Annotated in this window: 27 protein-coding genes; 19 read left to right on the top strand and 8 right to left on the bottom strand. The window is 66.5% G+C overall.

Translation table 11 applies throughout. The annotated features are described in order from the left end of the window. Nucleotides 1–134: 134 nt before the first annotated feature. The 4 genes from H9654_RS16270 to H9654_RS16255 all read left to right on the top strand — a co-directional run bounded on the left by H9654_RS16270 (nt 135) and on the right by H9654_RS16255 (nt 4156). On the top strand, nt 135–581 hold the full coding sequence (locus H9654_RS16270; protein WP_191771790.1) for a BLUF domain-containing protein: 447 nt from the start codon (nt 135–137) through the stop codon (nt 579–581). Between the two features lie 110 nt (nt 582–691). Beyond that, nucleotides 692–1978 (top strand): nucleotide sugar dehydrogenase, encoded by a 1287-nt coding sequence (locus H9654_RS16265; protein ID WP_191771789.1) that lies wholly within the window; start codon nt 692–694, stop codon nt 1976–1978. A gap of 64 nt (nt 1979–2042) precedes the next feature. Beyond that, entirely contained in the window at nt 2043–3665 is a 1623-nt protein-coding gene (locus H9654_RS16260; protein ID WP_101100045.1) for an FMN-binding glutamate synthase family protein, read from the top strand. Between the two features lie 2 nt (nt 3666–3667). Beyond that, entirely contained in the window at nt 3668–4156 is a 489-nt protein-coding gene (locus H9654_RS16255; RefSeq protein WP_318241152.1) for a GNAT family N-acetyltransferase, read from the top strand. Here the strand turns inward: H9654_RS16255 and H9654_RS16250 are convergent. From H9654_RS16250 to H9654_RS16240, 3 genes are all read right to left on the bottom strand, one after another. Then, nucleotides 4142–5392, bottom strand: coding sequence for a TIGR03862 family flavoprotein (locus H9654_RS16250; protein WP_191771788.1), 1251 nt, complete (start codon nt 5390–5392; stop codon nt 4142–4144). The two genes, H9654_RS16255 and H9654_RS16250, sit on opposite strands and share 15 nt — an antisense overlap. Continuing rightward, nucleotides 5376–5807, bottom strand: coding sequence for an FKBP-type peptidyl-prolyl cis-trans isomerase (locus tag H9654_RS16245; protein ID WP_191771787.1), 432 nt, complete (start codon nt 5805–5807; stop codon nt 5376–5378). Before H9654_RS16245 ends, H9654_RS16250 begins: the two co-directional genes overlap by 17 nt. 64 nt (nt 5808–5871) lie before the next feature. After that, on the bottom strand, nt 5872–7113 hold the full coding sequence (locus tag H9654_RS16240; RefSeq protein WP_191771786.1) for a YcaO-like family protein: 1242 nt from the start codon (nt 7111–7113) through the stop codon (nt 5872–5874). A 370-nt stretch (nt 7114–7483) separates the two neighbouring features. Between H9654_RS16240 and H9654_RS16235 the strand changes: the two genes are divergently transcribed. The 4 genes from H9654_RS16235 to H9654_RS16220 all read left to right on the top strand — a co-directional run bounded on the left by H9654_RS16235 (nt 7484) and on the right by H9654_RS16220 (nt 10435). Further along, entirely contained in the window at nt 7484–7849 is a 366-nt protein-coding gene (locus tag H9654_RS16235) for a DUF6164 family protein (RefSeq protein ID WP_191771785.1), read from the top strand. A 28-nt stretch (nt 7850–7877) separates the two neighbouring features. Continuing rightward, entirely contained in the window at nt 7878–8645 is a 768-nt protein-coding gene (locus H9654_RS16230; protein ID WP_191771784.1) for a sulfurtransferase, read from the top strand. Nucleotides 8646–8847: 202 nt separating this feature from the next. Then, complete coding sequence (locus H9654_RS16225; protein WP_191771783.1) at nt 8848–9843, top strand: LLM class flavin-dependent oxidoreductase; 996 nt, start codon at nt 8848–8850, stop codon at nt 9841–9843. A 94-nt stretch (nt 9844–9937) separates the two neighbouring features. Then, on the top strand, nt 9938–10435 hold the full coding sequence (locus H9654_RS16220; RefSeq protein WP_101100050.1) for a pyridoxamine 5'-phosphate oxidase family protein: 498 nt from the start codon (nt 9938–9940) through the stop codon (nt 10433–10435). A gap of 89 nt (nt 10436–10524) precedes the next feature. Here H9654_RS16220 and H9654_RS16215 read toward each other — a convergent pair whose 3' ends face one another. Beyond that, a complete protein-coding gene (locus tag H9654_RS16215) occupies nt 10525–11199 on the bottom strand; it encodes an exopolysaccharide biosynthesis protein (RefSeq protein ID WP_191771782.1) in 675 nt (224 codons plus the stop codon). Then, on the bottom strand, nt 11183–12493 hold the full coding sequence (locus H9654_RS16210) for a hemolysin family protein (RefSeq protein WP_191771781.1): 1311 nt from the start codon (nt 12491–12493) through the stop codon (nt 11183–11185). Before H9654_RS16210 ends, H9654_RS16215 begins: the two co-directional genes overlap by 17 nt. A gap of 283 nt (nt 12494–12776) precedes the next feature. Here H9654_RS16210 and H9654_RS16205 point away from each other — a divergent pair, with 283 nt between their 5' ends. After that, on the top strand, nt 12777–13403 hold the full coding sequence (locus H9654_RS16205) for a DUF47 domain-containing protein (protein WP_042613020.1): 627 nt from the start codon (nt 12777–12779) through the stop codon (nt 13401–13403). A gap of 12 nt (nt 13404–13415) precedes the next feature. Then, nucleotides 13416–14537, top strand: a complete 1122-nt coding sequence (locus H9654_RS16200) for an inorganic phosphate transporter (RefSeq protein WP_101100052.1) — start codon at nt 13416–13418, stop codon at nt 14535–14537. Between the two features lie 63 nt (nt 14538–14600). On the opposite strand, the gene parE is transcribed toward H9654_RS16200, so the two are convergent. Further along, nucleotides 14601–16490: a DNA topoisomerase IV subunit B gene (gene parE, locus H9654_RS16195; RefSeq protein ID WP_191771780.1), complete on the bottom strand. Its 1890-nt coding sequence runs from the start codon at nt 16488–16490 to the stop codon at nt 14601–14603. A 164-nt stretch (nt 16491–16654) separates the two neighbouring features. Between parE and H9654_RS16190 the strand changes: the two genes are divergently transcribed. The 9 genes from H9654_RS16190 (at nt 16655) to truD (ending at nt 24209) form a co-directional block, all read left to right on the top strand. Continuing rightward, nucleotides 16655–16891, top strand: coding sequence for a hypothetical protein (locus tag H9654_RS16190; protein WP_191771779.1), 237 nt, complete (start codon nt 16655–16657; stop codon nt 16889–16891). A 353-nt stretch (nt 16892–17244) separates the two neighbouring features. Beyond that, nucleotides 17245–18909 carry a CTP synthase gene (locus H9654_RS16185; RefSeq protein WP_101100054.1) on the top strand — a complete coding sequence of 555 codons (1665 nt, stop codon included), beginning with the start codon at nt 17245–17247 and terminating at the stop codon, nt 18907–18909. Nucleotides 18910–19002: 93 nt separating this feature from the next. Then, nucleotides 19003–19833, top strand: coding sequence for a 3-deoxy-8-phosphooctulonate synthase (gene kdsA, locus H9654_RS16180; protein WP_191771778.1), 831 nt, complete (start codon nt 19003–19005; stop codon nt 19831–19833). Further along, nucleotides 19830–20183 (top strand): hypothetical protein, encoded by a 354-nt coding sequence (locus H9654_RS16175; protein WP_191771777.1) that lies wholly within the window; start codon nt 19830–19832, stop codon nt 20181–20183. Before kdsA ends, H9654_RS16175 begins: the two co-directional genes overlap by 4 nt. Nucleotides 20184–20309: 126 nt before the next feature. Further along, nucleotides 20310–21602 carry a phosphopyruvate hydratase gene (gene eno / locus H9654_RS16170; protein WP_191771776.1) on the top strand — a complete coding sequence of 431 codons (1293 nt, stop codon included), beginning with the start codon at nt 20310–20312 and terminating at the stop codon, nt 21600–21602. Between the two features lie 4 nt (nt 21603–21606). Beyond that, nucleotides 21607–21957: a cell division protein FtsB gene (gene ftsB, locus H9654_RS16165; protein ID WP_042613028.1), complete on the top strand. Its 351-nt coding sequence runs from the start codon at nt 21607–21609 to the stop codon at nt 21955–21957. Then, nucleotides 21954–22652: a 2-C-methyl-D-erythritol 4-phosphate cytidylyltransferase gene (gene ispD / locus H9654_RS16160; RefSeq protein WP_042613029.1), complete on the top strand. Its 699-nt coding sequence runs from the start codon at nt 21954–21956 to the stop codon at nt 22650–22652. Before ftsB ends, ispD begins: the two co-directional genes overlap by 4 nt. 34 nt (nt 22653–22686) lie before the next feature. After that, the gene (ispF, locus tag H9654_RS16155) at nt 22687–23184 is read left to right on the top strand and encodes a 2-C-methyl-D-erythritol 2,4-cyclodiphosphate synthase (RefSeq protein WP_191771775.1); all 498 of its coding nucleotides are present in this window, start codon (nt 22687–22689) and stop codon (nt 23182–23184) included. Beyond that, nucleotides 23181–24209, top strand: a complete 1029-nt coding sequence (truD, locus tag H9654_RS16150) for a tRNA pseudouridine(13) synthase TruD (RefSeq protein WP_191771774.1) — start codon at nt 23181–23183, stop codon at nt 24207–24209. The genes ispF and truD overlap by 4 nt, the downstream gene beginning before the upstream one ends. Before the next feature lie 41 nt (nt 24210–24250). Here truD and H9654_RS16145 read toward each other — a convergent pair whose 3' ends face one another. Both H9654_RS16145 and H9654_RS16140 read right to left on the bottom strand, forming a co-directional pair. Continuing rightward, complete coding sequence (locus tag H9654_RS16145; protein ID WP_191771773.1) at nt 24251–24553, bottom strand: hypothetical protein; 303 nt, start codon at nt 24551–24553, stop codon at nt 24251–24253. Between the two features lie 232 nt (nt 24554–24785). After that, nucleotides 24786–25322 (bottom strand): Smr/MutS family protein, encoded by a 537-nt coding sequence (locus H9654_RS16140; RefSeq protein ID WP_191771772.1) that lies wholly within the window; start codon nt 25320–25322, stop codon nt 24786–24788. Nucleotides 25323–25404 lie beyond the last annotated feature (82 nt).

The raw sequence follows: 25404 nt of genomic DNA, 5'->3' as shown, positions 1-25404 counted from the left end.
CACCACGGGGCGCGAATTTGGAATGGCGGCGCGCGTGCGTGGAACCGTGACCAGATACGCGGTATGGGCAATCCAACTGTAAACAGTGCGTCGTTCATGCCATATTCGGCTTTGTAAGGGGCCAGGGAGTGACCATGTCGTTGCACGCGATTGCCTACGTCAGCCAGGCCCGTCCGGAGCTGGCACCGCAGGAGCTGGATGCGCTGCTGGCCGATGCGACGGCGTTCAACCGGATGGCCGGTGTCACCGGCGTGCTGATGTTCGATGGCGAACGCTTCCTGCAATACCTGGAAGGCCCCCGTGATGGCCTGGATTCCGTCTACGGCAGGGTCCTCAACGCCAGTCGCCACCATGGCGTACGGCAACTGGCCGCGGCAGTGGTGGGCACGCGCCGGTTCCCCCACTGGACCATGGCCAACCGGCGGATCGATCCACTGACGATGAGCCACATCATCGACGCGCCCTGGACGGGCATCAGTGCCGACCCGCCCACGGCCGAGCAGGGGCTGGCGCTGCTGCTGCGCAGCTGGACCGGCGGCGATGGCGAGCTGGAGCCCGCGGCGGTCAGCCTGGGCTCCTGATCACGGGCGTGGTCAGCGCCGGGCATGGCGGTTACCCTTGTGCCTCTTTGAGTTGGAGGCGGGTGCGCAATGGAACGATCGAGCCGCATCGCGCAGCAGGAAGGCTTCGCATGAGCGTCCCGGTTTCGGCTGCTGCGTCACCGCGTCCTGCGATCATCGGCCTGGGGTATGTCGGCCTGCCGCTGGCGGTCGCCTTCGGGCGGTTGTTCCCCACCCTGGGCTTCGACATCGATGCCGCGCGGGTTGCCGAACTGCAGCAGGGCCACGACCATACCCTGGAACTGGAGGACGGCGAGCTGGCGGGCGCACCGCTGCTGCGCTGTAGCGCCGATGCGGCCGAACTGGCGGCCTGCAACGTCTACATCATCACCGTGCCCACGCCGATAGACGCGCATGAGCAGCCCGATCTGGGCCCGCTGCGCTCGGCCAGCGAACGCGTGGCCAGCGTGCTGAAGGCCGGCGACCTGGTGGTGTATGAGTCCACCGTGTATCCCGGCACCACCGAAGAAGTCTGCATTCCCCTGCTGGAAGCGGGTTCGGGACTGCGCTTCAACCAGGACTTCTACTGCGGCTACAGCCCCGAACGGGTCAGTCCGGGCGACCGCACGCGCCGGCTGGCCGACATCCGCAAGATCACCTCCGGTTCTACCCCGGAGGTCGCCGCGATCGTGGACGCGCTGTACCGCCGGATCATCACCGCCGGCACGTTCCCCGCACCGTCGATGCGCGTGGCCGAGGCCGCCAAGGTCGTGGAAAACATCCAGCGCGACGTCAACATCGCGCTGGTCAACGAACTGGCGCTGATCTTCGACAAGCTCGGCATCGATACCCAGGACGTGCTCGACGCAGCCGGCAGCAAGTGGAATTTCCTGCCGTTCCGGCCCGGCCTGGTCGGCGGGCATTGCATCGGCGTGGATCCGTATTATCTGCTGCACAAATCCGAGAGCGTGGGCTACCACCCTGATCTCATCCATACCGCACGCCAGGTCAACAACCGGGTCGGCGCGCACGTGGCCGAGCGCGTGCTGTCGCTGCTGGCCGAACGCGGCCGCTCCCCGGCCCAGGCCCGCATCCTGGTGCTCGGGGTGACGTTCAAGGAAGACTGCCCGGACCTGCGCAACAGCCGTGCGCTGGAACTGGCCGGACAGCTCCAGGCCAGTGGTGCGCGGGTGGAGGTGCACGATCCATGGGTGGGTCCGGCGGTATTGGCGGACACCGCGGTGCAGTGGGTCGCCCGTCCAGAACCCGGTGCCTACGATGCGGTGGTGCTGGCGGTGGCGCACGCCGCGTTCCTGGACATGGATGCGGCACGGATCGCGGCCCTGCAGGCACCGGGCGGCATCGTCTACGACGTCAAGTCGGCGTGGCCCCGTGCTTCGGTGGACGGCCGCCTGTAAGCGGCTGGCGCGGCGTCGACGCCGTCGCGGGTAGACTGGTTGCAGCCATCCTGAAAGGAACGCCATGCACCGCTACCTGGCCTACGCGCTCGCCATCATCCTGTTTCCGGTCTGCCTGTGGCTGGCCACGTACTGGGTCGCCTGGTACTGGGGGGTAGGGCTGACGGCTGCATTGGTGGTGCTGGGCACCTGGGACCTGCTGCAGTCGCGCAGCACGCTGCGCCGCAACTATCCGGTGCTCGCGCATTTCCGTTACGGGCTGGAATCGATCGGCCCGGAGATCCGCCAGTACTTCGTGCAGAGCGACCTGGAAGACGTGCCGTTCTCGCGCCAGCAGCGCGCGCTGATCTACCAGCGCGCCAAGAACGAGATGGACGTGGTGCCGTTCGGCACGCTGCGCAGTACCTACGCGGTGGATTACGAGTGGATCAACCACTCGCTGGCGCCCACCAGCATCGGTCACAGTGATTTCCGCGTGCTGATCGGACCCAACTGCGCCAAGCCCTATTCGGCCAGCGTGTTCAATATTTCCGCCATGAGCTTCGGCTCGCTGTCGGCCAATGCGATCCGCGCGCTCAACGAAGGCGCGCGGCGCGGCGGCTTCCACCACGACACCGGCGAAGGCTCGATATCGTCCTACCACCGCGAGAAGGGCGGCGACCTGGTGTGGGAAATCGGCTCGGGCTACTTCGGCTGCCGCCATGACGATGGCAGCTTCAGCGAAGAGCGCTTCGTCGCCAATGCGACCACCGATCAGGTCAAGATGATCGAGATCAAGCTTTCCCAGGGCGCCAAGCCGGGCCACGGGGGGGTGCTGCCGGCGGCCAAGGTAAGCGCGGAGATCTCCGAGACCCGCGGCGTGCCGATGGGCGTGGACTGCGTGTCGCCCTCGCGGCACTCCGCGTTCTCCACGCCGATCGAACTGCTGCAGTTCGTCGCCCGCCTGCGCGAGCTGTCCGGCGGCAAGCCGGTCGGATTCAAGCTGGCGATCGGCCATCCGTGGGAGTGGTTCGGCATCGCCAAGGCGATGAGCGAGACCGGCCTGCTGCCGGACTTCATCGTCGTCGATGGCGCCGAGGGCGGTACCGGCGCGGCCCCCGCCGAGTTCGTCGACCATGTCGGCGTGCCGATGCACGAAGCGCTGCTGCTGGTGCACAACACGCTGGTCGGCCTGGACCTGCGCGATCGCATCCGGCTCGGCGCGGCGGGCAAGATCACCAGCGCCTTCGACATCGCGCGCATCATCGCGCTGGGTGCGGACTGGTGCAATGCCGGGCGTGGTTTCATGTTCGCGCTGGGCTGCATCCAGTCGCTCAGCTGCCACAGCGACAAGTGTCCTACCGGTATCGCCACCCAGGATCCATCGCGCTGGCGCAGCCTGGACCCGACCGACAAGGCCGAACGCGTGCACAACTACCATCGGCATACCCTGCATGCGTTGAAGGAGCTGCTGTGCGCGGCCGGACTGAATGATCCGGCCGAGCTGGGGCCGGAACACATCCTGCGCCGGGTATCGCCGGTTGAGATCCGCTCGCTGGCCTCGTTATACCGCTACCTAGCCCCGGGCGAGCTGCTGCGCCAGGTCCCGGACCACGCGGTATTCCACGATTACTGGGCCGATGCGCGCAGTGATTCGTTCCAGCCACCGGCACGGATCCAGGCGCTGCGCGCGAGCAAATCGCGGTGAGCGTGGAGGCGTTGCCGCGCTTCCGTGGCGGTCGCGCCGACGATGCGCCGGCGCTGTGGGCACTGCGCACGCGTTGCGTGCGCGAACTGTGCCGCAGCCACTATCCACCGGACGTGATCGCGCGCTGGTCGGCTTCACCGCCGCCACCGCGATATGCGGGGCTGATCGCCGAAGGAGGCTGCGTGGTGGCCGACGATGCGAACGGACAGTTGCTCGGCTACGGGATACTGGTGCTGCAGGACAACGAAGTCGATGCGCTGTTCGTCGCCCCGGAGCAGGCCGGGAAGGGGCTGGGCCAGGCCGTGCTGCAACAGCTGCTGGCCCTGGCTGATCCGCAGCGCGACGTGCTGCTGTCGGCCTCGCTCAACGCGGTCGCGTTCTACCAGCGTGCCGGCTTCCTGGATGAAGGGGAACAGGCGTACCCGCACCCCAGTGGCATCACGCTCGCAGCCAGGCGCATGCGCCGACCCGCGATGTCAGCGCGTCGCTAGCCAGTGGATGACGCCGTCGGCCGCCCGTTTGGCGCTGGCATAGCAGGCGGTCAGCAGGTAGCCCCCGGTGGGGGCTTCCCAGTCCAGCATCTCGCCTGCGCAGAACACGCCCGGCACGGCCTTCAGCATCAGCCCGGCATCCAGCGACGGCAGGGTCACCCCGCCGGCGGTGCTGATCGCCTCGGCCATCGGCCGCGGGCGCTGCAGCGGGATGGGCAGGCGCTTGAGGGTGGCGGCAACTGCGGCGATGTCCTGCCCGGCGTCCTTGCCCAGCACCTCGAACAGCAGCGATGCCTTCACCGCATCGACGCCGGTCTGCCGGCGCAGGTGCTCGCCGAAGCTGCGACCCTTGCGCGGGCGCGCCAGGTCGGCCGCCAGGCGGTCCTGCTCGCGTCCCGGCACCAGGTCCAGCCACAGGGTTGCGCTGCCATCACGATTGATCGTCTCGCGCAGGTCGGCCGACAGCGCGTAGACCAGGCTGCCTTCGATGCCGTACTCGCTCACCACGCATTCGCCTTGTTGATGCCGCGGCGCGCCGTGCAGGTCGGTCCAGTGGGCCACCACGGACTTCAGCGGCGTGCCGGCATGGCGCTGCACGAACCACGGGGTCCATGGCACATCGAAACCACAATTGGCCGGTTGCAGCGGCGCAATCGCCGCACCGCGGGCCTGCAGCAGGGGAACCCACGCACCGTCCGAGCCCAGCTGCGGCCAGCTGCCGCCGCCGAGCGCGAGCAGCGTGGCGTCGGCGTGCACCCGCTGCTCGCCGTTTTCACTGGTGAAGCGCAGCGCGCCGTCGGCGTCCCACCCCTGCCAGCGATGCTGCACGTGGAACCGGACGCCTTGTTCCTTCAGCCGGCGTACCCAGCCGCGCAGCAACGGGGCCGCCTTGCGGTCCACCGGGAACACGCGCCCGGAACTGCCGACATAGGTCTCTACGCCAAGGCCGGCGGCCCAGCGGCGCAGTGCGTCGGCATCGAACGCGTCCAGCCATCCGGCGACCGCCGCGGTCTGTTCGCGGTAGCGGCTGTCGAACAGCGGGCGGAGGTCGGAATGGGTCAGGTTCAAGCCGCCCTTGCCGGCGATCAGGAACTTCCGCCCGGGCGAGCCCTTGGCTTCGTACAGATCCACCGACAATCCTGCCGCGCACAACTGTTCGGCGGCGAACAGGCCTGCCGGGCCGCCGCCTACCACCGCGACGCGCGCGGGCGGGCCGGATTCAGCGGGGCTGGACATCAAGCAGCTCGACATCGAACACCAGCGACGACCCGGCCGGAATCGGCCCTACGCTGCGCTGTCCGTAGCCCATGTCCGGGGTGATCATCAGGGTGCGCTTGCCGCCTACCTTCATGCCGGCCACGCCTTCATCCCAACCCCGGATGACCTGGCCACCGCCGAGATCGAACGAGAATGGCTCGCCACGGGTCACCGAGCTGTCGAAGGTCTGGCCATGCTTGTCTGCTGCGCGCTCGTCGTAGATCCAGCCGGTGTAGTGCACGGTGACCTTGCTGCCCGGCGTGGCGACCGCGCCGGTACCGGGCTGGGTATCGATGGTTTCAAAGGCGGCGATGGTGCCACCCGGCGGTGGGCCGGACGGCGCGCACGCGGCAAGGGCCAGGGACAGCAGCAGGGGAGCGAGCAGGCGGCGCATGGGCGGCATCCAAATCGAAGGGATGCAAGGGTAGCGCATCGCGCTGGAAACGGAGGCCGCGTCACTACCGGGAGCCGCCCGGCGCGCCGCCGCGCTGCCCTGGAACGACGACATGGCCCAGGGTGACCAGATGAAAACGCTCAAAACGTGGCACAACCGCATTGACCAGCGTAATGCCGTTGTCGAAGGTGTGGATCACGTTGTAGCCGGCAACCAGCCCGTCTGCTTTCAGGGCCTGCGCGAGCTGCTGGACCTGTGCCTCCACTGTCCCTGCCGGCCGATCTTCCAACGGGACGGTAATGATCGGCTGGCTCGCCAGGCGGTCTTCGATGTCCATGCGTGCGCTGGGCTGCAGCCGCGGCCATTGCTGCAGCAACTGCACCGGATGGACGGAGGCGGCCCGACCAGCGCGTGCCGGGGTGGCGTTGCTGGCAAGCGCCAGATGCGACTGCAGCAGCTCGTGCAGGGCCCTGCGTGCGGCGTGGGCGGGATTGAGTGAAGCGCCAGCGCCATATGGGCGTGCGTGGTCATAGCAGAGGTGCGCGACGGCAAGGCAGCTGGTGATGCCGGGCGTGCTGGAAATGTCGAGCAGGCAGATATCGGCATCCACGCACTGTCTGACCTGGCGATACAGATCAGCGACATCAGCGGGCAGGCCCGCAGGACCGACCACGCGCAGTGATTCGTTGGCGGCGTGGAAGAAGTGGGTGAGCAGGAACATGGAGATGGCATCGCGCTCGGCGCATTCGTTGAGTGCGTGCAGCAGCGCTTCGTCCAGGCTGCCGCCGATCGCCGTGCCGCTGTTGCTGGCATAGCGGCGCAGGGGAGCGTAGTCAAACGTGTCGGCCGCCAGTGGTGCATCGGCATAGGTGGGTGCGGAGAGCGCAACCGGATAGGGGAAGTCCGTCGCGCCGACCAGGCCGGTGTAGCAGCGCGTGGCGATCGTTTCCTCGATCTGGTCGAACAGCAGCGCGCCGGGCAGGTAGCCGGTGAGATCAGGACCGAGCAGCCCGATCAGGTCCTCCACCGGGCGCACCTCAGCCCCGTGCGCGGCATGGCGATCCATCAACAGGTGTTCCATGGCCTCATACAGCGACCCGACCGCTGCCGCCTCACGCGCGCCTTTCCCCCATCCGCCGGTCAACAGGACACCCTCGGCGTCGTGAAGTTCGGTCAACGCAGCGCACGGCGACTGCCCGGTAAAGGTCGTGACAGGCCGTATATCGAGACTGTCGAACGCTGCCTGGATGCGCTGCGCGGCATCGAACAGGCTGAAATGTCGTTCCTCGGGAATGCTTGTGTTCATTGTCTGCACGGGTCCGCAGGAGGGGGCTGGTGGCGATACTGCTTGCGAACCGGCACCGCGCCTGCGGTCCAGTCCGGTGTCGAAGTGACTGCGGGTGCGAAGGCTGCAGCCCGAAAGCGGGAGGGCTGCAGCGCTTTCACTCAGCCTAGGGTCAACCCAGCAGCGCGATTTCCTGCGCATTGAGCTGCAGGTCGGCGACCTGGATGGCGCCGGAGATCAGGAACGGAATATTGAAGATGCCCATGATGTTTCCTTTGAAAGGATCGCCGCCGTTTGCGGCAAGGCAAGGGTCTCAACCCGGCAGCTGCACAGGCATCATCCACTGCAGCGCAACGGCGTAGGAGTAGTCCGTGGCCTTATGATGGGCACCATGTCGAAACTCCTGCTCAACCTGCGCCACGTCGGCGATGACGAGTACCACGATGTGTGCACGCTGCTGGATCAGCACCGCATCGCGTGGTATCGCACCGAACCCAGCCCTTGGGGCATCTCCAACGGCGGCCTGTGGATCGGCGAGGACGAAGACCATCCACGCGCCCGCGAGCTGATCGGCGCCTACCAGGCGCAGCGCAGCGTGCGCATGCGCGCCGAGCGCGCGCAGGCCCTGCAGGACGGCAGTGCGGAGACCTTTGGCAGCCTGCTGCGGCGTCGGCCGGGGTTTGTCGTGCTGGTGCTGCTGGGCATGGGGGTGGCGGCCGCGCTGGTGCTGCTTCCGTTCATGCTGCTGCGCGGCTGAGCGGCCGCGCAGCGGGTAAAATGGGCGGATGATCGCCAATACCGCTGCCTACCACTTCGTCACCGTTGAAAACCCCCAGCAATTGGCCGACCAGCTGCTTGCGCGGGCCGAGGCCGCAGGGCTGCGGGGCAGCATCCTGGTGGCGGGCGAGGGGCTGAACCTGTTCCTGGCAGGAGCGCCGGCTGGAATCGACGGCTTCTATTCAGCCCTGCAGGCTGACGACCGATTCGCCGGGATGCGGGTCAAGACCAGCTTCAGCGAGCACCAGCCGTTTGCCCGGCTGAAGGTGAAGGTGAAGGAAGAAATCATCAGTTTCCGTCGCGATGACGGCCAGCCGCTGGCGTATCCACGCGCCCCGGCGATCGACCCGGCCACCGTCCAGCGCTGGCTGCGCCAGGGCCACGACGATGCCGGAAAACCGGTGGTGATGCTCGACACGCGCAACCTGCAGGAAGTCGAATTCGGCACGTTCCAGGATGCGCTGGTGCTGCCGATCGAGAAGTTCACCGACCTTCCGGCAGCGCTGGCACCGCACCGCGACGCGCTGAAGGACAGCACCGTGGTCAGCTTCTGCACCGGCGGCATCCGCTGCGAAAAGGCCGCGCTGTGGATGCGCAACGACGGCATGGAGAACGTGCTGCAGCTGGAGGGCGGCATCCTGGGCTACTTCGAGGAAGTGGGCGGGGAAGGCTACGACGGCCGCTGCTTCGTGTTCGACGAGCGGGTGGCGTTGGATGCACAACTGCAGCCCTTGGTGGACCAGCCGCTGCCGGAGCCCAGGCCCAGCGCGTTCTGACTTCGGGCGGTAGCTCCGAGCCAGGCTCGGCGGGTAGTGACGGGGCATCGTGGGATCCGAAGCAGGGGCCGCGGGCATGGCCCGGCGCTACCGGGGGTTCACGGCATTCAGGGCCACGGGAATCAGCGTCCCGCCATCGACACTGGCAAGCGTGTCCGGCCGTCCCCATACCGTGGGCATCTCCTGATGGAATGCCTGCCTGATGATTCCCCTGTCGATCCTCGACCTGGCCCCGGTCTGCGAGGGCAGTGACACCACCGCCGCCTTCGCCAACATGCTCGAACTGGCCCAACAGGCCGATGCGCTGGGCTACCGCCGCTTCTGGCTGGCCGAGCACCACAACATGCCGGGCATCGCCAGCGCCGCCACCGCGGTGCTGATCGGCCATGTCGCCGGTGGCACCCAGCGCATCCGGGTCGGGGCTGGCGGCATCATGCTGCCCAACCACGCCCCGCTGCAGGCCGCCGAACAGTTCGGCACGCTGGCCTCCTTGTATCCGGATCGCATCGACCTGGGGCTGGGCCGCGCGCCCGGTACCGACCAGCCCACCGCCCGCGCGCTGCGGCGCTATTTCGACAGCGCCGACCAGTTCCCGCAGGATGTCCGCGAGCTGCTGCACTACTTCGAGCCGGCTCAGCCCGGGCAGGCCGTGCAGGCGGTGCCGGGGGCTGGCCTGCGGGTGCCGGTGTGGATACTGGGCTCGAGCCTGTTCGGCGCGCGCCTGGCCGCCTCGCTGGGCCTGCCGTACGCCTTCGCCTCGCATTTCGCGCCTGATTCGATGGACGAGGCGCTGGCCGTCTACCGCCGTGATTTCCGTGAATCGGCCACGCTCAAGCGGCCGCATGCGATGTTGGCCCTGAACGTGGTGGCCAGCGAAAGCGAAGCCGAATCGCGGCGGCTGTTCACCAGCCAGCAGCAGAGCTTCGTCAATCTGCGACGCGGCAATCCCGGCCGGATCCCGCCGCCGGTGGACGACATCGATACGTTCTGGCAGCCGCATGAAAAGGTAGGCGTGGAGCGTGCGCTGGCCTGCACCGTGCTGGGCGACGCGCAGCAGGTGGGCGAGGGCATCGCCGCCTTCGTCGATCGCCACCAGCCTGACGAACTGCTGTTGACCGCGAACATCTACGACCATCGCGCGCGCCTGCGTTCGTTCGAACTGGCCATGCAGGCTTGGCACACGCGCCACGCTGCCTGAATGCCGCGCGTACGCCACCACGCGCGCTGAACATCCGCCTCACGCGGCGTTGCACGGCGCTCGCGTGAGATGGAGCTCTACCAAGGAGCAACTCATGAACGCAGATCGCCAGCAGCACATCACCCAGCTCGCCGCCCTGATCAAGGATGTCGAGGTGGCGATGTTCACCACCACCGGCGTCGATGGTCGCCTGTACAGCCGCCCGCTGGGCACCCAGGAAGTGGAATTCGACGGCGACCTCTGGTTCGCCACCTCGGCCGACAGCCCGAAGGTGGCCGAGATCGCGCTCAATCCGCGGGTCAACGTGGCCTATGCGTCGCCTTCAAAGAACAGCTACGTGTCCGTCGCCGGCACCGCGCGGATCGTCGACGACCGGGCGAAGATCGATGCGTTGTGGTCACCGGCGATGAAGCTGTTCTTCCCGGAGGGCAAGGATGATCCGAACCTGCGGCTGATCCACGTCCAGGCCGAATCGGCCGAATACTGGGATGGCCCGGGTACCCTGCTGGGCAAGGCGCTGAGCTTCGTGCTGTCGGCGGTGCAGGATGAGCCGAGCCGGCTGGGCGACAACGGGTTCGTCGACCTTCGTTGATTCCCGGTCTGCTGTGTCGAGCAAGCTCGACACTACGGTCTGGTCGGCAGTCGGTCAGTAGTGTCGAGCTTGCTCGACACTGCGGTCGGTCAGAACCAGCGCTGCAACAGTTCCGCTACGTACTCGACCAACTGCCCGGAACTGAAACCGAAGAACACCACCGCGACCACCGCGGCCATCCAGTTCACCAGCATCAGCACGCCGTCGCGTTCCAGCAGCGCCAGCGAAAACAGCAGCAGCTGGAAGCCGAACAGATAATTGGTGAAGGGGATCGGCAGCGACAGCAGCACCCCCAGCAACACCAGCAGCAGGCCGCTGAAGGCGTTCGCGGCAACCGGCTGCAGGAGCTGCGGCAGCCGGGGCTTCAGCAGGCGGTCGAGCCGGCGCAGCGCGCCACCGATACGGTCCAGGAACCTGTGCATCGTGCCGCGCTTGGGTCCACGGCGGGCGATGAAACCCGGCACCCACGGCTTGCGCAGCCCGCACATCATCTGTGCGCCGATCAGGATCACCAGCGGACCGCTGAGGGCCCCACCCACGCCCGGAATCGGGATGAACGAGGGCAGGATGGCGATGAACAGGAACACGCCGAACGCACTCTGCTGCAGGTTCTGTAGGATCTGCCCCAGCTTCATGTGCTGGGCCGGGTCGCCGAACTCGAACATCGCCAGGAGCGTGCGGATGCCTTCGTTGCGGTAGGTCGACCCGCTGTCTGCGGGGCACGCCTCGTCCGGCGGCAGGCCGGGATCAGGCGGTGAGTTCATCGGCCTGCTCGTCGGAAAGCGTGCGCAGCAGCAGTTTGTCCACGCGCGCACCGTCCAGGTCGATCACCTCGATGCGCCAACCGGCCCAGTCGAAGTACTCGCCCACGTGCGGGATGCGGCCGAAGAAATGGATGCACATGCCGGCCAGCGTGTAGTAATCGCCATCCTCGGCATCGGGCAGGTCATTGGTGCCCAGCAGCTCGCGCAGGTCTTCGATCGGCAGCGAACCGTCCACCAGCAGCGAGCCGTCTTCGCGGGTCACCACCAGCGCATCTTCGTCGGCGTTTTCGGTGGCCTGCAGACGGCCGACCACCGCGCCCATCAGGTCGCTGATGGTGACCAGGCCCTGGATTTCGCCGTACTCGTCCACCACCAGCGCGACCGACTGCTGTTCCTCGCGGAAGATCTCCAGCAGCTTCATCGCATGGGTGCTTTCAGAGACGTACAGCACCTCCCGCAGGTTCTGGAACAAGGCGTGGTCACCGCGCGCCATGCGCGTGGCCAGGCTCTTCATTTCAAGGATGCCGACCACGTCCGAGTCATTGTCCCGGTACACCGGATACCGCGAGAACTCGTTCTCGCTCATGATCTCCAGGTTCTTCTCCAGCGCGCCCTGGGTATCCAGCCATGCAATGCGGTTGCGCGGAGTCATCAGGCTGTCGGCGGTGCGGTCGCCCAGCCGCATCACGCGGTTCATCATGTCGCGCTCGTGCGCGTCGATCACGCCGGCCTCGTGGCTTTCGGCCACCAGCATGCGGATCTCTTCTTCGGTGACGCTGGCCGCTTCATCCTTGCCCAGCCCGATCACCCGCAGCACAAGCCGGGTGCTGTGGGAGAGCAGCCAGACGGCCGGGAAGGCGATCCGCGACAGCCAGCCCATCGGCCAGGCAACCAGGCCGGCGATATCTTCCGAGCGGGTGATGGCAAGACGCTTGGGCACCAGCTCGCCGAAGATGAGCGTCAGGAAAGTGATCAAGGCCACGGCCAATGCCTTGCCGACCTGGCTGGCGTAGGCGAAGCCGGGGAACAGCTCGTGCAGCCAGGTGGCGATGGCCAGGCCGATCGCCTCGCCACCGAACACACCGGTCAGGATGCCGATCAGGGTGATGCCGATCTGCACCGTGGACAGGAAGCTTTCCGGTTTTTCGGACAGTTCCAGTGCGCGTTCGGCGCGCTTGCTGGTGGCGGCCATCTGCTTGAGGCGGCTCTTGCGCGAGGTCATGACCGACATCTCGGACATGGCGAAGAAGCCGTTGAGCAGGATCAGGGCCAGGACAATAATCAGTTCAAACACGGGCATCGTCCCCGGTTGGTGGCAGGGAAGAAGGGTGTCTGCGATGGCGGCAGGCGCTGGGGACCGGGGTCGGGCGCGGCGGCGGGGGGTAAGGGTCGTCGTCCATAGGTGTGCGCCCGTAGGCGCGCTGGCATCTTAGCAAACCGAGGGTGGCGAGCGGCAACTGCCCGTTCAGGTTGGGGGCGGATTCCGTCAGAAACGTCCGGGAGTACCCGCAACGGTCATCTAGCCGTCATAATTCCATCTGGTGCCGTCCTTCCCGTGACGGCGAACAGGTTTCTCAATGTTCTCTCTGCAGACCATTTTCGGCTCCGGCAAACAGTTCTACACCCTGCTTGATGAGGCCGCCGTCGCGGCCAGCGACAGCGCACGCGCCCTGCACGCGATGATGCGCGAGTCCGACCGCCAGCCTGCGCTGGATGCCTTCAAGCTTGCTCGTCTGCGTGAACGCGCCGCGTCGGACAAGATCAGCCAGGCGCTGGTGGACAGTTTCATGACCCCGATCGAGCGCGAGGACATCGAAGCGCTCGGCTCGGCGCTGTACAAGATTCCCAAGCAGGTCGAAAAGTTCGCTGACCGCTATTCGCTGGCCGTAGCCCACCTGGAGCACATCGACTTCGCCCCGCGCGCGGCGATGCTGGAACAGGCCGCTGCGGTGGTGGTGGAAATGGTGGCGGACCTGCGCCACATGAACCTGGACCGGATGACCGCGCTCAACGAAAAGCTGCGTGCGCTGGAAAACGAGGCCGACCGGCTGATGCTGGAGCTGTACCGTGACATCTATTCCGGTCGCCTGGACCACCTGCAGATGTTCCTGCTGAAGGAATTCTTCGAGATCCTGGAAAAGGCCATCGACCGCTGCCGCGAGGCGGGCGTGGTGGCGTACCAGATCGTCTTGAAGAACAGCTGACGGGCCGCACGGATGCTGACCCTTGTCCTGGTGGTGATTTTCGCCGCGCTCGTCTTCGAGTTCATCAACGGCTTCCACGATACCGCCAACTCCATCGCCACCGTGGTCGCCACCAAGGTGCTGTCGCCGGGTTGGGCGGTCATGCTGGCGGCCTTCATGAACCTCATCGGCGCACTGACCGGCACCGCCGTCGCGCTGACCATCGCCTCCGGCCTGCTCAACACCAACGTGGTCGACGTGACCCCGCAGGTGATCCTGTGCGCACTGCTGGGCGGCATCATCTGGAACCTGATCACGTGGTGGAAGGGGCTGCCGTCCTCTTCCTCGCACGCGTTGATCGGTGGCCTGTGCGGCGCCGGCCTGGCCGCTGCCCACAACAACTGGGATGCGTTGATCTGGTCCGAGCGGCTGGGCAGCTGGGCGCAGAACAAAGGCCTGCTGTGGAAGGTGTTCGTGCCGATGATCACCTCGCCGGTGGCCGGCTTCCTGCTCGGCATCGTGGTGATGCTGCTGCTGTGGGCGATGATCGCAGGCCTGGCAAAGGTGGGCGGGGCGATCGGTCGCTTGGCACGCCCGCGCTTCGTCAACATGTTCTTCGGCAAGGCGCAGATCGTTTCGGCGGCCTATATGGGCTTCGCGCACGGGCACAACGATGCGCAGAAGACGATGGGCATCATCGCCATGACGCTGATCGGCGCCGAGGCCACCGGTGCACTGGACAACCTGCCTTCGTTCCTGGCCTTCATGCATCCCGACGCGAGTGCGGGTGACGGCATCGCGATGTGGATCGTGCTGACCTGCGCGGTGGTGATGGCGGCCGGTACCGCGTCTGGTGGCTGGAAGATCATCAAGACGCTTGGCCACAAGATGGTCAAGCTGCACCCGATCCATGGCTTCGCTGCGGAAACCAGCTCGGCCACGGTGCTGACCGTGGCGGCGCACTTCGGCATGCCGGTGTCGACCACGCACAGCATCTCCACCGCGATCATGGGCGTTGGCTTTGCCAAGAACCCGCGTTCGCTGCGGTTGGGCGTGATCGAGCGCATCGTATGGGCCTGGATCCTGACCATCCCGGCGGCCGGTGGCTGTGCCTACCTGATCCTCAAGCTGTTCGAGATGGTGGGCTGGGCCTGACCGCCCGACGCCGCGCATCGGCACAAAAAAACGCCGGCCCTCAAGGCCGGCGTTTTTTGTTGGTCAGGCTTCAAGCGAGGCCAGGTCGCCCTTGGTCTCCAACCACCCCTTCCGATCCGATGCACGCTTCTTCGCCAGCAGCATGTCCATCAGCGAATGGGTCTGCTCGCCATCATCGATGGTCAGCTGCACCAGACGGCGCGTATCGGGATGGATGGTCGATTCACGCAGCTGCGGCGGGTTCATTTCGCCCAGGCCCTTGAAGCGGGTCACGCTGATCGCACCCTTGATCTTCTCGCGCTCGATCTTGTCCAGCATGGTGCGCTTTTCTTCCTCATCCAGCGCGTAGAACACCTGCTTGCCCACGTCGATGCGGAACAGCGGCGGCATCGCCACGAACACGTGGCCGGCATCGACCAGCGCCGGGAAATGCTTCAGGAACAGCGCGGTGAGCAGGGTGGCGATGTGCAGGCCGTCGGAGTCGGCGTCGGCCAGGATGACGACCTTGCCGTAGCGCAGGCCACTGATGTCTTCCTTGCCCGGATCGCAACCGATGGCGATGGCCAGGTTGTGCACTTCTTCGGAGGCCAGCACGCTGTTGGAGGAGACCTCCCAGGTGTTCAGGATCTTGCCGCGCAGCGGCATGATGGCCTGGAAATCCTTGTCGCGGGCCTGCTTGGCGCTGCCGCCGGCCGAGTCACCTTCCACCAGGAACAGCTCGGTGCGGGACAGGTCCTGGCTGATGCAGTCGGCCAGCTTGCCGGGCAGGGCCGGGCCCTGGGTGACCTTCTTGCGCACCACCAGCTTTTCGGTCTTCAGGCGCGCGCTGGCGCGTTCGATGGCCAGCTGGGCGATGCGCTCGCCGATCTCCACGTTCTGGTTCAGCAGCAGGCTGAAGGCATCATGGGCGGCGCCTTCGACGAAGCCGGCGGCCTGCCGCGAGGACAGGCGTTCCTTGGTCTGGCCGCTGAACTGCGGGTCGGTCATCTTGATCGACAGCACGAAGGCGACCCGGTCCCAGACATCTTCCGGCGCCAGCTTGACGCCGCGTGGCAGCAGGTTGCGGAAGTCGCAGAACTCGCGCAACGCCTCGGTCAGGCCGGTACGCAGGCCGTTGACGTGGGTGCCGTGCTGGGCGGTGGGGATCAGGTTGACGTAGCTTTCCTGCACCAGCTCGCCTTCGGGCATCCACGCCACGGCCCAGTCGGCGATCTCGCTTTCCTTCTTGACGTGGCCGACGAACAGATTGCCCGGCAGCATCTCGCGCTCGCCGAGTTCCAGCTTCAGGTAGTCGCGGAGGCCGTCTTCGTAATGCCAGGTATCGACCTCACCGGTCGCCTCGTCGGTCAGCTTCACGGTCAGGCCCGGGCACAGCACGGCCTTGGCGCGCAGCAGGTGCTTGAGCGCGCGCACCGCGAATTTGGGCGTATCGAAGTACTTCGGATCCGGCCAGAAGCGCAGGCGGGTGCCGGTGTTCTTCTTGCCCACGCTGCCGACCACTTCCAGCGGCGAGGCCAGATCGCCGTTGCGGAAGGTGATGCGGTGCTCGGCGCCTTCGCGCTTGATATGCAGTTCCACCAGGGTGGACAGCGCGTTGACCACGCTCACGCCCACGCCATGCAGGCCGCCGGAGAAGGTGTAGTTGTTGTTGTTGAACTTGCCGCCCGCGTGCAGGCGGGTCAGGATCAGTTCCACGCCGGGGATCTTCTCTTCCGGGTGGATGTCCACCGGCATGCCACGGCCGTCATCGCTGACTTCCACGCTGCCGTCCTTGTACAGCGTGATCTCGATGGAGCGCGCGTGGCCGGCCAGCGCTTCGTCCACCGAGTTGTCGATCACTTCCTGCGCCAGGTGGTTCGGGCGGGTGGTGTCGGTGTACATGCCGGGGCGGCGCTTGACCGGGTCAAGGCCGGACAGGACTTCGATATCGGCGGCGTTATAGCGGGTGTTCATCTATGTTTCAAAGCGTTGGAGCGACGCGCAAGTGTGCGGTCTGGGCAGGGATTTTGCACGCCTGCGGTTCATCTGCCGGGCCAGCGGCGGCGCTAAAATGGCCGCAGCTGGGAAATCGACCCCAGCGCCCCGATGTTCAGGGTCGTTACCGCGAGGAGGACTCCATGAAGAAGCTGCTCACTATCGCCATCGTTGCCGCTGCCGTGGTCGCCGTGCCGCTGGCGCTGGCCCAGAACGCCGGCCAGCCGGCGCCGCAGCAGGGCGACCAGGCCAATCCGGCGCAGGCCGAAGCTGATGCCAAGGCCAAGCGCCGCGCGCAGGCCAACGCCGAAATGAAGGCCAACGGCCAGCAGGCGCCGCAGCGCGAGGAAGAAGAGGAAGAAGCCCGCAAGAAGCGCTGATCTGCCGCGCTTGCGTGCCCGGGCCCCGGTTCTGCCGGGGCCTTCTTTTTGCCTGGTTGTCGGCTGCCCCTTGGGCTTGGGGCCTTCAATCTGTAAACTATCGCTTTCCGGGAGTAGTGCGTGTCCACCATCAGCGATTGGACTGGCAAGGCCATGCGTGGCAGCCAGCAAGGCTGGGCGCAGGTGACGGTCTCCACGACCGGCACGGCCAAGCTGACCTCGCTCGCTGGCCACCGCCCCACCTCCCTGCTCGCCGCCTCGGCGAGTCGCCAATCCCCCTTTCTGCCTACCCCCCGCCCGTTGGGCCGGAGGGGCGTGGCCGTTCCTCAATTCAATACAGGATGCTTGCAGCCATGACTCCCTTGATTTTCGTAACCGGCGGCGTGGTGTCCTCGCTCGGCAAAGGCATTGCCGCCGCGTCACTGGCCGCAATCCTCGAAGCCCGTGGCCTGAAGGTCACGATGATGAAGCTCGACCCGTACATCAACGTCGACCCGGGCACCATGAGTCCGTTCCAGCACGGCGAGGTGTACGTCACCGATGACGGCGCCGAGACCGACCTGGACCTGGGCCACTACGAACGTTTCGTGCGCACCCGCTTGAGCCGCAAGAATTCGGTCACCACCGGGCGCATCTACGAGAACGTGATCCGCAAGGAGCGTCGCGGCGACTACCTCGGCGCCACCGTGCAGGTGATTCCGCACATCACCGATGAGATCCGCCGCTGCATCGACGAAGCGACCGAAGGCTTCGACGTGGCGCTGGTGGAGATCGGCGGCACGGTCGGCGACATCGAGTCGCTGCCGTTCCTGGAAGCGATCCGCCAGGTACGCACCGAGCGCGGCCCGGAGAAGGCGTTGTTCATGCATCTCACCCTGGTGCCGTACATCAGCGCGGCCGGCGAGCTGAAGACCAAGCCGACCCAGCATTCGGTCAAGGAGCTGCGATCGATCGGCATCCAGCCGGACGTGCTGCTGTGCCGTTCCGAACAGGCAGTGCCGGACTCGGAGCGTCGCAAGATCGCCCAGTTCACCAACGTCTCCGAGCGTGCGGTGATCAGCGTGCCGGACGTGGACGTGCTGTACAGCATCCCGATGGGGCTGCACGCGCAGGGCCTGGATGACATCGTGGTGAACCAGTTCAAACTGGCCGACAAGGCCGGTCCGGTCGACCTGTCGATGTGGGAAGACGCGGTGGATGCCACGCTCAACCCGCTCGATGCGGTGACCATCGCGGTGGTGGGCAAGTACGTGGACCACCAGGATGCGTACAAGTCGGTGGGCGAAGCGCTCAAGCATGGCGGCCTGCGCCAGCGCACCAAGGTCACCCTGAAGTGGCTGGAAGCGCAGGAGCTGGAAGGCAGCGACATGTCCGCGCTGGCCGATGTCGATGGCATCCTGGTGCCCGGTGGCTTCGGTGATCGCGGCTTCGAAGGCAAGGTGCTGACCTCGCAGTACGCCCGCGAGCACAAGGTGCCGTACTTCGGCATCTGCTACGGCATGCAGGCCGCGGTAGTGGATTACGCCCGCCACGTGGCCGGCCTGGAAGGCGCCAACAGCACCGAGAACGACCGCCAGTCGCCGGACCCGGTGATCGGCCTGATCACCGAATGGCGCACCGCCACCGGCGACGTGGAGAAGCGTGACGACAAGAGCGACCTTGGTGGCACCATGCGCCTGGGCCTGCAGGAGCAGCGCCTGAAGCCGGGCACGCTGGCCCGCGAGCTGTACGGCAAGGACGTGGTGGAAGAGCGCCACCGCCATCGTTACGAGTTCAACAACCGCTACCGCACCCAGCTGGAAGATGCCGGCCTGGTGATCGCCGGCAAATCGATGGACGACACCCTGGTGGAAGTGATCGAACTGCCGCGCAGCGCTCACCCGTGGTTCCTGGCCTGCCAGGCGCATCCGGAGTTCCTGTCCACCCCGCGTGCCGGCCACCCGTTGTTCATCGGCTTCATCCGTGCCGCGCGCGAGCGCAAGGCGGCGGGCCAGCCGCTGGCCGACGCCGTCGCCTGACTTGCAGTGGGGGCGTGCAGCCCCCATGTTCCGCGCTTGAACCCCTGATGCCTGCCGGCCCGTGCCGGCGCCGCGCCACAACAAGGAAACGCCATGAAACTGTGTGGATTCGAGGTCGGGCTGGACCAGCCCCTGTTCCTGATCGCCGGCCCCTGCGTGATCGAGTCGATGCAGCTGCAGCTCGACGTCGCTGGCCGCCTGAAGGAAATCACCGGCCGGCTCGGGGTGAATTTCATCTTCAAGTCCAGCTTCGACAAGGCCAACCGCACTTCCGGTACCGCCTTCCGTGGCCCGGGCCTGGAGGAAGGCCTGAAGGTACTGGCCGAAGTGAAGAAGCAGATCGGCGTGCCGGTGCTGACCGACGTGCATGAATACACCCCGATGGACGAAGTGGCCTCGGTGGTCGATGTGCTGCAGACGCCTGCGTTCCTGGTCCGGCAGACCGATTTCATCACCAAGGTCTGTGCCGCCGGCAAGCCGGTGAACATCAAGAAGGGCCAGTTCCTGTCCCCGTGGGACATGAAGCCGGTGGTTGAGAAGGCCAAGGCGACCGGCAACGAGCAGATCATGGTCTGCGAGCGCGGCGCCAGCTTCGGCTACAACAACCTGGTCAGCGACATGCGCTCGCTGTCGGTGATGCGCGATACCGGCTGCCCGGTGGTGTTCGATGCCACCCATTCGGTGCAGCTGCCGGGCGGGCAGGGCACCAGCTCCGGTGGCCAGCGCGAATTCGTGCCGGTGCTGTCGCGTGCCGCGGTCGCGGTCGGTGTGTCCGGCCTGTTTGCCGAAACCCATCCGGACCCGTCCAAGGCGCTGTCCGATGGCCCCAATGCCTGGCCGCTGGATCGGATGGAAGAACTGCTGGAGACCCTGATGGAGCTCGATGCGGTGACCAAGAAGCACGGTTTCTCGCGCTTCGCATGAGTCTTGATCCGTGGGCGGCGCTGGATGCGCGCCGCCAGCGGCGGCAGTGGCGCCACTGGCCATGGGGCTGGACGGCCCTTGGCCTGTCTCTGGCGGCTTGGGCCAGCGTGTTCATGCTGGCCTTCCTGGTGCTCGCCAGTGTCGGCATGCCCGGCGATGGCGACCATGCCCTGCGGGCGACCCGCATTCCCCTGCTGATCACACTTTCCATCGGCGCGCTGGTCACGCTCGGCTGCCTGGTGGCCACCGTGCTGTCGCTGCGCCTGCCGCAACGGCCGGCCGCAGGCATCGCAGCGCTCGCGCTGCTGGCCCTGCTGGTGGCCTGCCTGCTGTTGCCGCGCCTGTTCTAGTCGCACCGCTGCAGGCGTGGCGGCACGGGATTCAGTCGCCGATTTGGCAATGGGCGGCCGTGCGGGGATAATCACGCGGCATTCGTTTTTGTCGCCTTCCTCTACAGACAGGTAACCGGCCAGACCATGAGTACGATCCGCAGCATCCACGCCCGTGAAATCCTCGACAGCCGTGGCAACCCCACGCTGGAAGCCGACGTCATCCTGGAGGACGGTTCGTTCGGTCGCGCCGCAGTCCCCTCCGGCGCCTCGACCGGCACCAAGGAAGCGGTGGAACTGCGTGACGGTGACAAGACCCGTTACCTCGGCAAGGGCGTGCGCAAGGCCGTGGAGAACATCAACGGCGCCATTGCCGGCGCACTGACCGGCTTCGATGCCACCGACCAGGAGGGCCTTGACCGCCGCCTGATCGACCTCGATGGCACCGAGAACAAGGGCCGCCTGGGCGCCAACGCGCTGCTGGGTGTTTCGATGGCCGCCGCGCATGCTGCCGCCGCATCGAACAAGCAGGCGCTGTGGCAGTACCTGGCTGGCAAGACCGGTGTTTCACCGTCGCTGCCGGTGCCGATGATGAACATCATCAACGGTGGTGCGCACGCGGACAACAACGTGGACTTCCAGGAGTTCATGGTGCTGCCGGTGGGCTTCAGCTCGTTCTCCGAAAGCCTGCGTGCCGGTACGGAAATCTTCCATTCGCTGAAGTCGGTGCTGAAGGGCCATGGCCTGAGCACGGCGGTCGGCGACGAAGGCGGCTTCGCGCCGGACTTCCGCAGCAACGTCGAAGCGCTCGACACCATCCTGGAAGCGATCGGCAAGGCCGGTTACACCGCCGGTGACGACGTGCTGCTGGGCCTGGACGTGGCCTCCAGCGAGTTCTACGAAAACGGCAAGTACAACCTGGTCGGCGAGAACAAGCGCCTGACCTCCGAGCAGTTCGTCGACTTCCTTGCTGACTGGTCGAACCAGTACCCGATCATCACCATCGAAGACGGCCTGGCCGAGAACGACTGGGCCGGCTGGAAGCTGCTGACCGACCGCATCGGCAAGAAGGTGCAGCTGGTCGGCGACGATCTGTTCGTCACCAACCCGAAGATCTTCAAGGAAGGCATCGATTCGGGCACCGCCAACGCGATCCTGATCAAGGTCAACCAGATCGGCACGCTGAGCGAAACGCTGGAAGCGATCGCCATGGCCGACCGCGCCGGTTACGCGGCCATCGTGTCGCACCGTTCGGGCGAGACCGAAGACACCACCATCGCCGACATCGCCGTTGCTACCACGGCGACCCAGATCAAGACCGGTTCGCTGTGCCGCAGCGATCGCGTGGCCAAGTACAACCAGCTGCTGCGCATCGAAGAAGCGCTGGGTGCCGGCGCGCGTTACGCCGGTCGTGATGCCTTCGTTTCGTTGAAGCGCTGATCCCATGCGCAACTGGCGGTGGGCGCTGTTGGCCTTGGCCCTGCTGCTGGCATGGTTGCAGTACCGTTTCTGGTTCGGCCCGGGCAATTCAGGCGAAGTGATGACCCTGGAAGCCCAGGTCGAGCACCAGAACCGTGACAACGATGGCCTGCAGCAGCGCAATGATGCGCTGGCTGCCGAAGTCCAGGATCTGAAGGAAGGACAGGCGGCCATTGAAGAGCGCGCGCGCAGCGAGCTGGGCATGATCAAGCCCGGCGAGAAGTTCTACCGCGTGGTCGAAGATGCGCCGGTGGCCCCGGTGCGTGCCCCTGTGGCCGCGCCGACGCCGGCCGATCACCCGGCCGACGTGCCATGAGCGCGGCGATCTGGGTGATCGTGCCCGCTGCCGGTCGTGGCAGTCGTTTCGGTGCTCCGGTGCCGAAGCAGTACCTGCAGGCAGGCGGCCGGACCCTGCTGGCCCACACCCTGGATGCCCTGCTGGTGCACCCTGCGGTGGCCGGTGCGATGGTGGTGATCAGTGCCGACGATGCGGATTGGCCGGGCTGGACCGAATGGTCCGGCAAGCCCGTCCTGACCTGCCACGGCGGCGAGACGCGGGCGGCGTCGGTGCTGGCCGGGCTGCTCGCCTTGCCCGACAGCGTGCGCGCCGATGAGTTCGTGCTGGTGCATGACGCGGCGCGGCCCAACCTGGCGCTGGCCGATCTCAGCCGGCTGCTGGAAGTGGGGCGCGCTGATCCGGTGGGAGCGATCCTGGCCGCCCCGGTGCGCGACACGTTGAAACGCGCCGGCGACGATGGCGGCATCGATGGCACCGAGCCGCGCGCGCGGCTGTGGCGGGCACTGACCCCGCAGCTGTTCCGTCGCCACCAGTTGGCGCGGGCACTGACCGAGGCGGCTGCCGCTGGCATCGAGGTCACCGACGATGCCATGGCCATGGAATGCCAAGGCCAGCGTCCAGTGCTTGTGGAAGGCAGCGAGGACAACTTCAAGGTCACCACGCCCGCGGACCTGGATCGCTTCGAATTCGTACTTTCCCGTCGCGCCGAATGACCGGCGCGCGCGCTGCATAGCAAAGGCTGTTCCGATGACCACGCTTCCTTTCCCGCCTGTCCGCATTGGCCAGGGTTACGACGTCCATGCCTTCGGCCCGGGCGACCACATCATGTTGGGGGGAGTGCGCGTTGCGCATACCGCCGGCGTGCTGGCGCACAGCGACGGCGATGTGATCCTGCACGCGCTGTGCGATGCCATGCTCGGTGCGCTGGCGCTGGGCGATATCGGCCAGCATTTCCCGCCCAGCGATGACCGCTGGAAGGATGCCGACAGCAGCGATTTCCTTCTCCACTGCGACGTGTTGCTGCGCTCGCGTGGCTGGCAGGTCGGCAACACCGACATCACCGTGATCTGCGAACGTCCCAAGGTCGGGCCGCATGCCGCAGCCATGCGCGAGCGCATCGCCGAGCTGCTGCAGCTTCCGGTCGAGGCGGTCAGCATCAAGGCGACCACCTCGGAGAAGCTGGGCTTCACCGGCCGCGAGGAAGGCATTGCCGCGCAGGCCATCGTGCTGCTGGTGGCGGCATGATGCCGTTGCCGCTGGCCTTTGGTGAGCCACTGTTCGCAGGTGCGCTGATCCGTAGCACGCCCGATGATTTCCAGGTCGACGAGCTGCCGTCCTTCGAAGCCACCGGCGAAGGCGAACACCTGCTGCTGGAGATCCGCAAGCGCGGCGCCAATACGGTGCACGTGGCCAAGCTGCTGGCGCAGTGGGCCGGCCTGCCGGAGATGGCGGTGAGCTTCGCTGGCATGAAGGATCGGCACGCGGTCACCACCCAGCGCTTCAGCGTGCACCTGCCCAAGCGCGTGGCGCCGGATCTGGCCCTGCTGGCCAGCGACGACGTGGAGGTGGTGTCCTCGACCTGGCACAACCGCAAGCTGCAGCGCGGGGCGCTGGCCGGCAACCGCTTCAAGCTGGTGCTGCGCGAAGTGCACGGTGATGCCGCAGCGATCGACGCACGCCTGCAGCAGATCGCCGAACGCGGCATTCCCAACTGGTTCGGTGAGCAGCGCTTCGGCCGCGACGGTGGCAACGTACCCGCCGCGCTGGCGATGTTCGGCGGCCGCCGCATGCGCAAGGACCAGCGTTCGCTGCTGCTGTCGGCCGCCCGTTCGGCCCTGTTCAACCGTGTGCTCGGCGCCCGCGTGGAGCAGGGCAGCTGGGACCAGCCGATCGACGGCGAGGTCTGGATGCTGGATGGCAGCCGCAGCGTGTTCGGTCCCGAGCCGTGGAGCGAGGTGCTGGCTGAACGTCTGGCCCGTTTCGACATCCATCCCAGCGGCCCGTTGTGGGGCGTCGGCGACCTGCGCAGCAGCGATGCCGCGCGTGCGCTGGAGCTGGCTGCGATCGACGATGAGCAGTCGCAGGCGCTGCGTGCCGGGCTGGAAGCCGAAGGCCTGAAGCACGAGCGCCGTTCGCTGCGCCTGCGCCCGGCGCTGCTGCAGCACCAATGGCTGCAGGACGGCGTGCTGGAACTGTCCTTCGCGCTGCCGCCGGGTTGCTACGCTACCGCCGTGCTGCACGAACTCGGGCCGGTGACCGACGCTTCGTGACAGAGAGGAGGCGGGGCCAGCACCCCGCCTTTTGCATGCTCTCAGCAGAGCAGGCCGTCACAGTTGCGTAGTGAAGACACCTGCGGGAGTGGCACCGTTCTGCGATTCCCGGTGGTCTTGCCGTCGTTGCGCAGGCAATCCACGTAGATCGTGCAGTTGGTCTGATCCCAGACTTCCATCCTGGCATTCCTGCAGCTGCTCGCGGCGGATGACGCGTTGAAGGCGTTATGGCATTGCTGCGGGGTGGTACGTGCCAACATCGTCACAGCGTCGATGTCCTGGCCCGATGCGGTAGTGCTTGCCAGAAGGCAGGCGAACAGTGAAGCGTAGGCGAACGTGTTCATTGGCAATTCTCCAGTGGTAAGAAGCCCGTCGGGGACGTGCTTGACGGGCATCGCCATTGAAGGCGTTGGATCGGGGCTGAAACGTGACGTCGTTGGCGGCCACTCGTATGCGAGTCTGTAACGTCAAAGGGTGGCGTCGTTGGGCTGAAGACGGCCGCAGCCCACCTAAAGCGTCGATCTATTCGATGCCGTTGGCTTATCACCCAGGGCCTGGGCCGGCCGAAAGCGGCAGCTATCTCGCCAGCAGCACCAGCACGGCGCCGGTGCCGCCCTGTGCGGTGGGCGCGGAGTGGAAGGCCAGCACGTCGTTGCGCAGGCGCAGGTGGCGGTCGACCAGGTTCTTCAGCACCGGCGCACCGCCATCGGACTGCAGGCCCTTGCCATGGATGATGCGCACGCAGCCATGTTCGTGGTCGTGCGCCTCCAGCAGGAACTGGCGCAGCAGCTGTTCGGCCTGGGCCGCCGTGGCGCCATGCAGGTCCAGTTCGTCCTGCACCGAATACTGGCCCTTCTTCAGCCGCTGGAACATGCGTGGGGGCAGGTTGTCGCGGCGGTAGCTGAGGGCATCACCGGCATCCAGCGGAGCACCGTCGCGCAGCAGCCGGGCGAACTCTCCCAGCGCTTCCTGTTCATCACGTTCGGCCATCCGGGCACGCGGGCGCGGCTTGGGGCCAGCCGGGGCCGGGCCGCTTCCTTTGCGCAGCGGGGTAACCTGCCCGATGGCTGACCGGAACAGTTCGGCGGGATCTTCGTCATGCGGATGCGACATGCCGACAGGTTAACGCATGCCGCCACCGTCATGAGGATGCCCAATGACCCATGGCAGGGTAGGCCCTGCGAGCCGCATGCGG

This window comes from Stenotrophomonas lacuserhaii, assembly GCF_014836545.1.
Taxonomy (GTDB): domain Bacteria; phylum Pseudomonadota; class Gammaproteobacteria; order Xanthomonadales; family Xanthomonadaceae; genus Stenotrophomonas; species Stenotrophomonas lacuserhaii.
The sequence above is the reverse complement of the archived record's forward strand: the minus strand, read 5'-3'. Positions and strand labels throughout refer to the sequence as shown.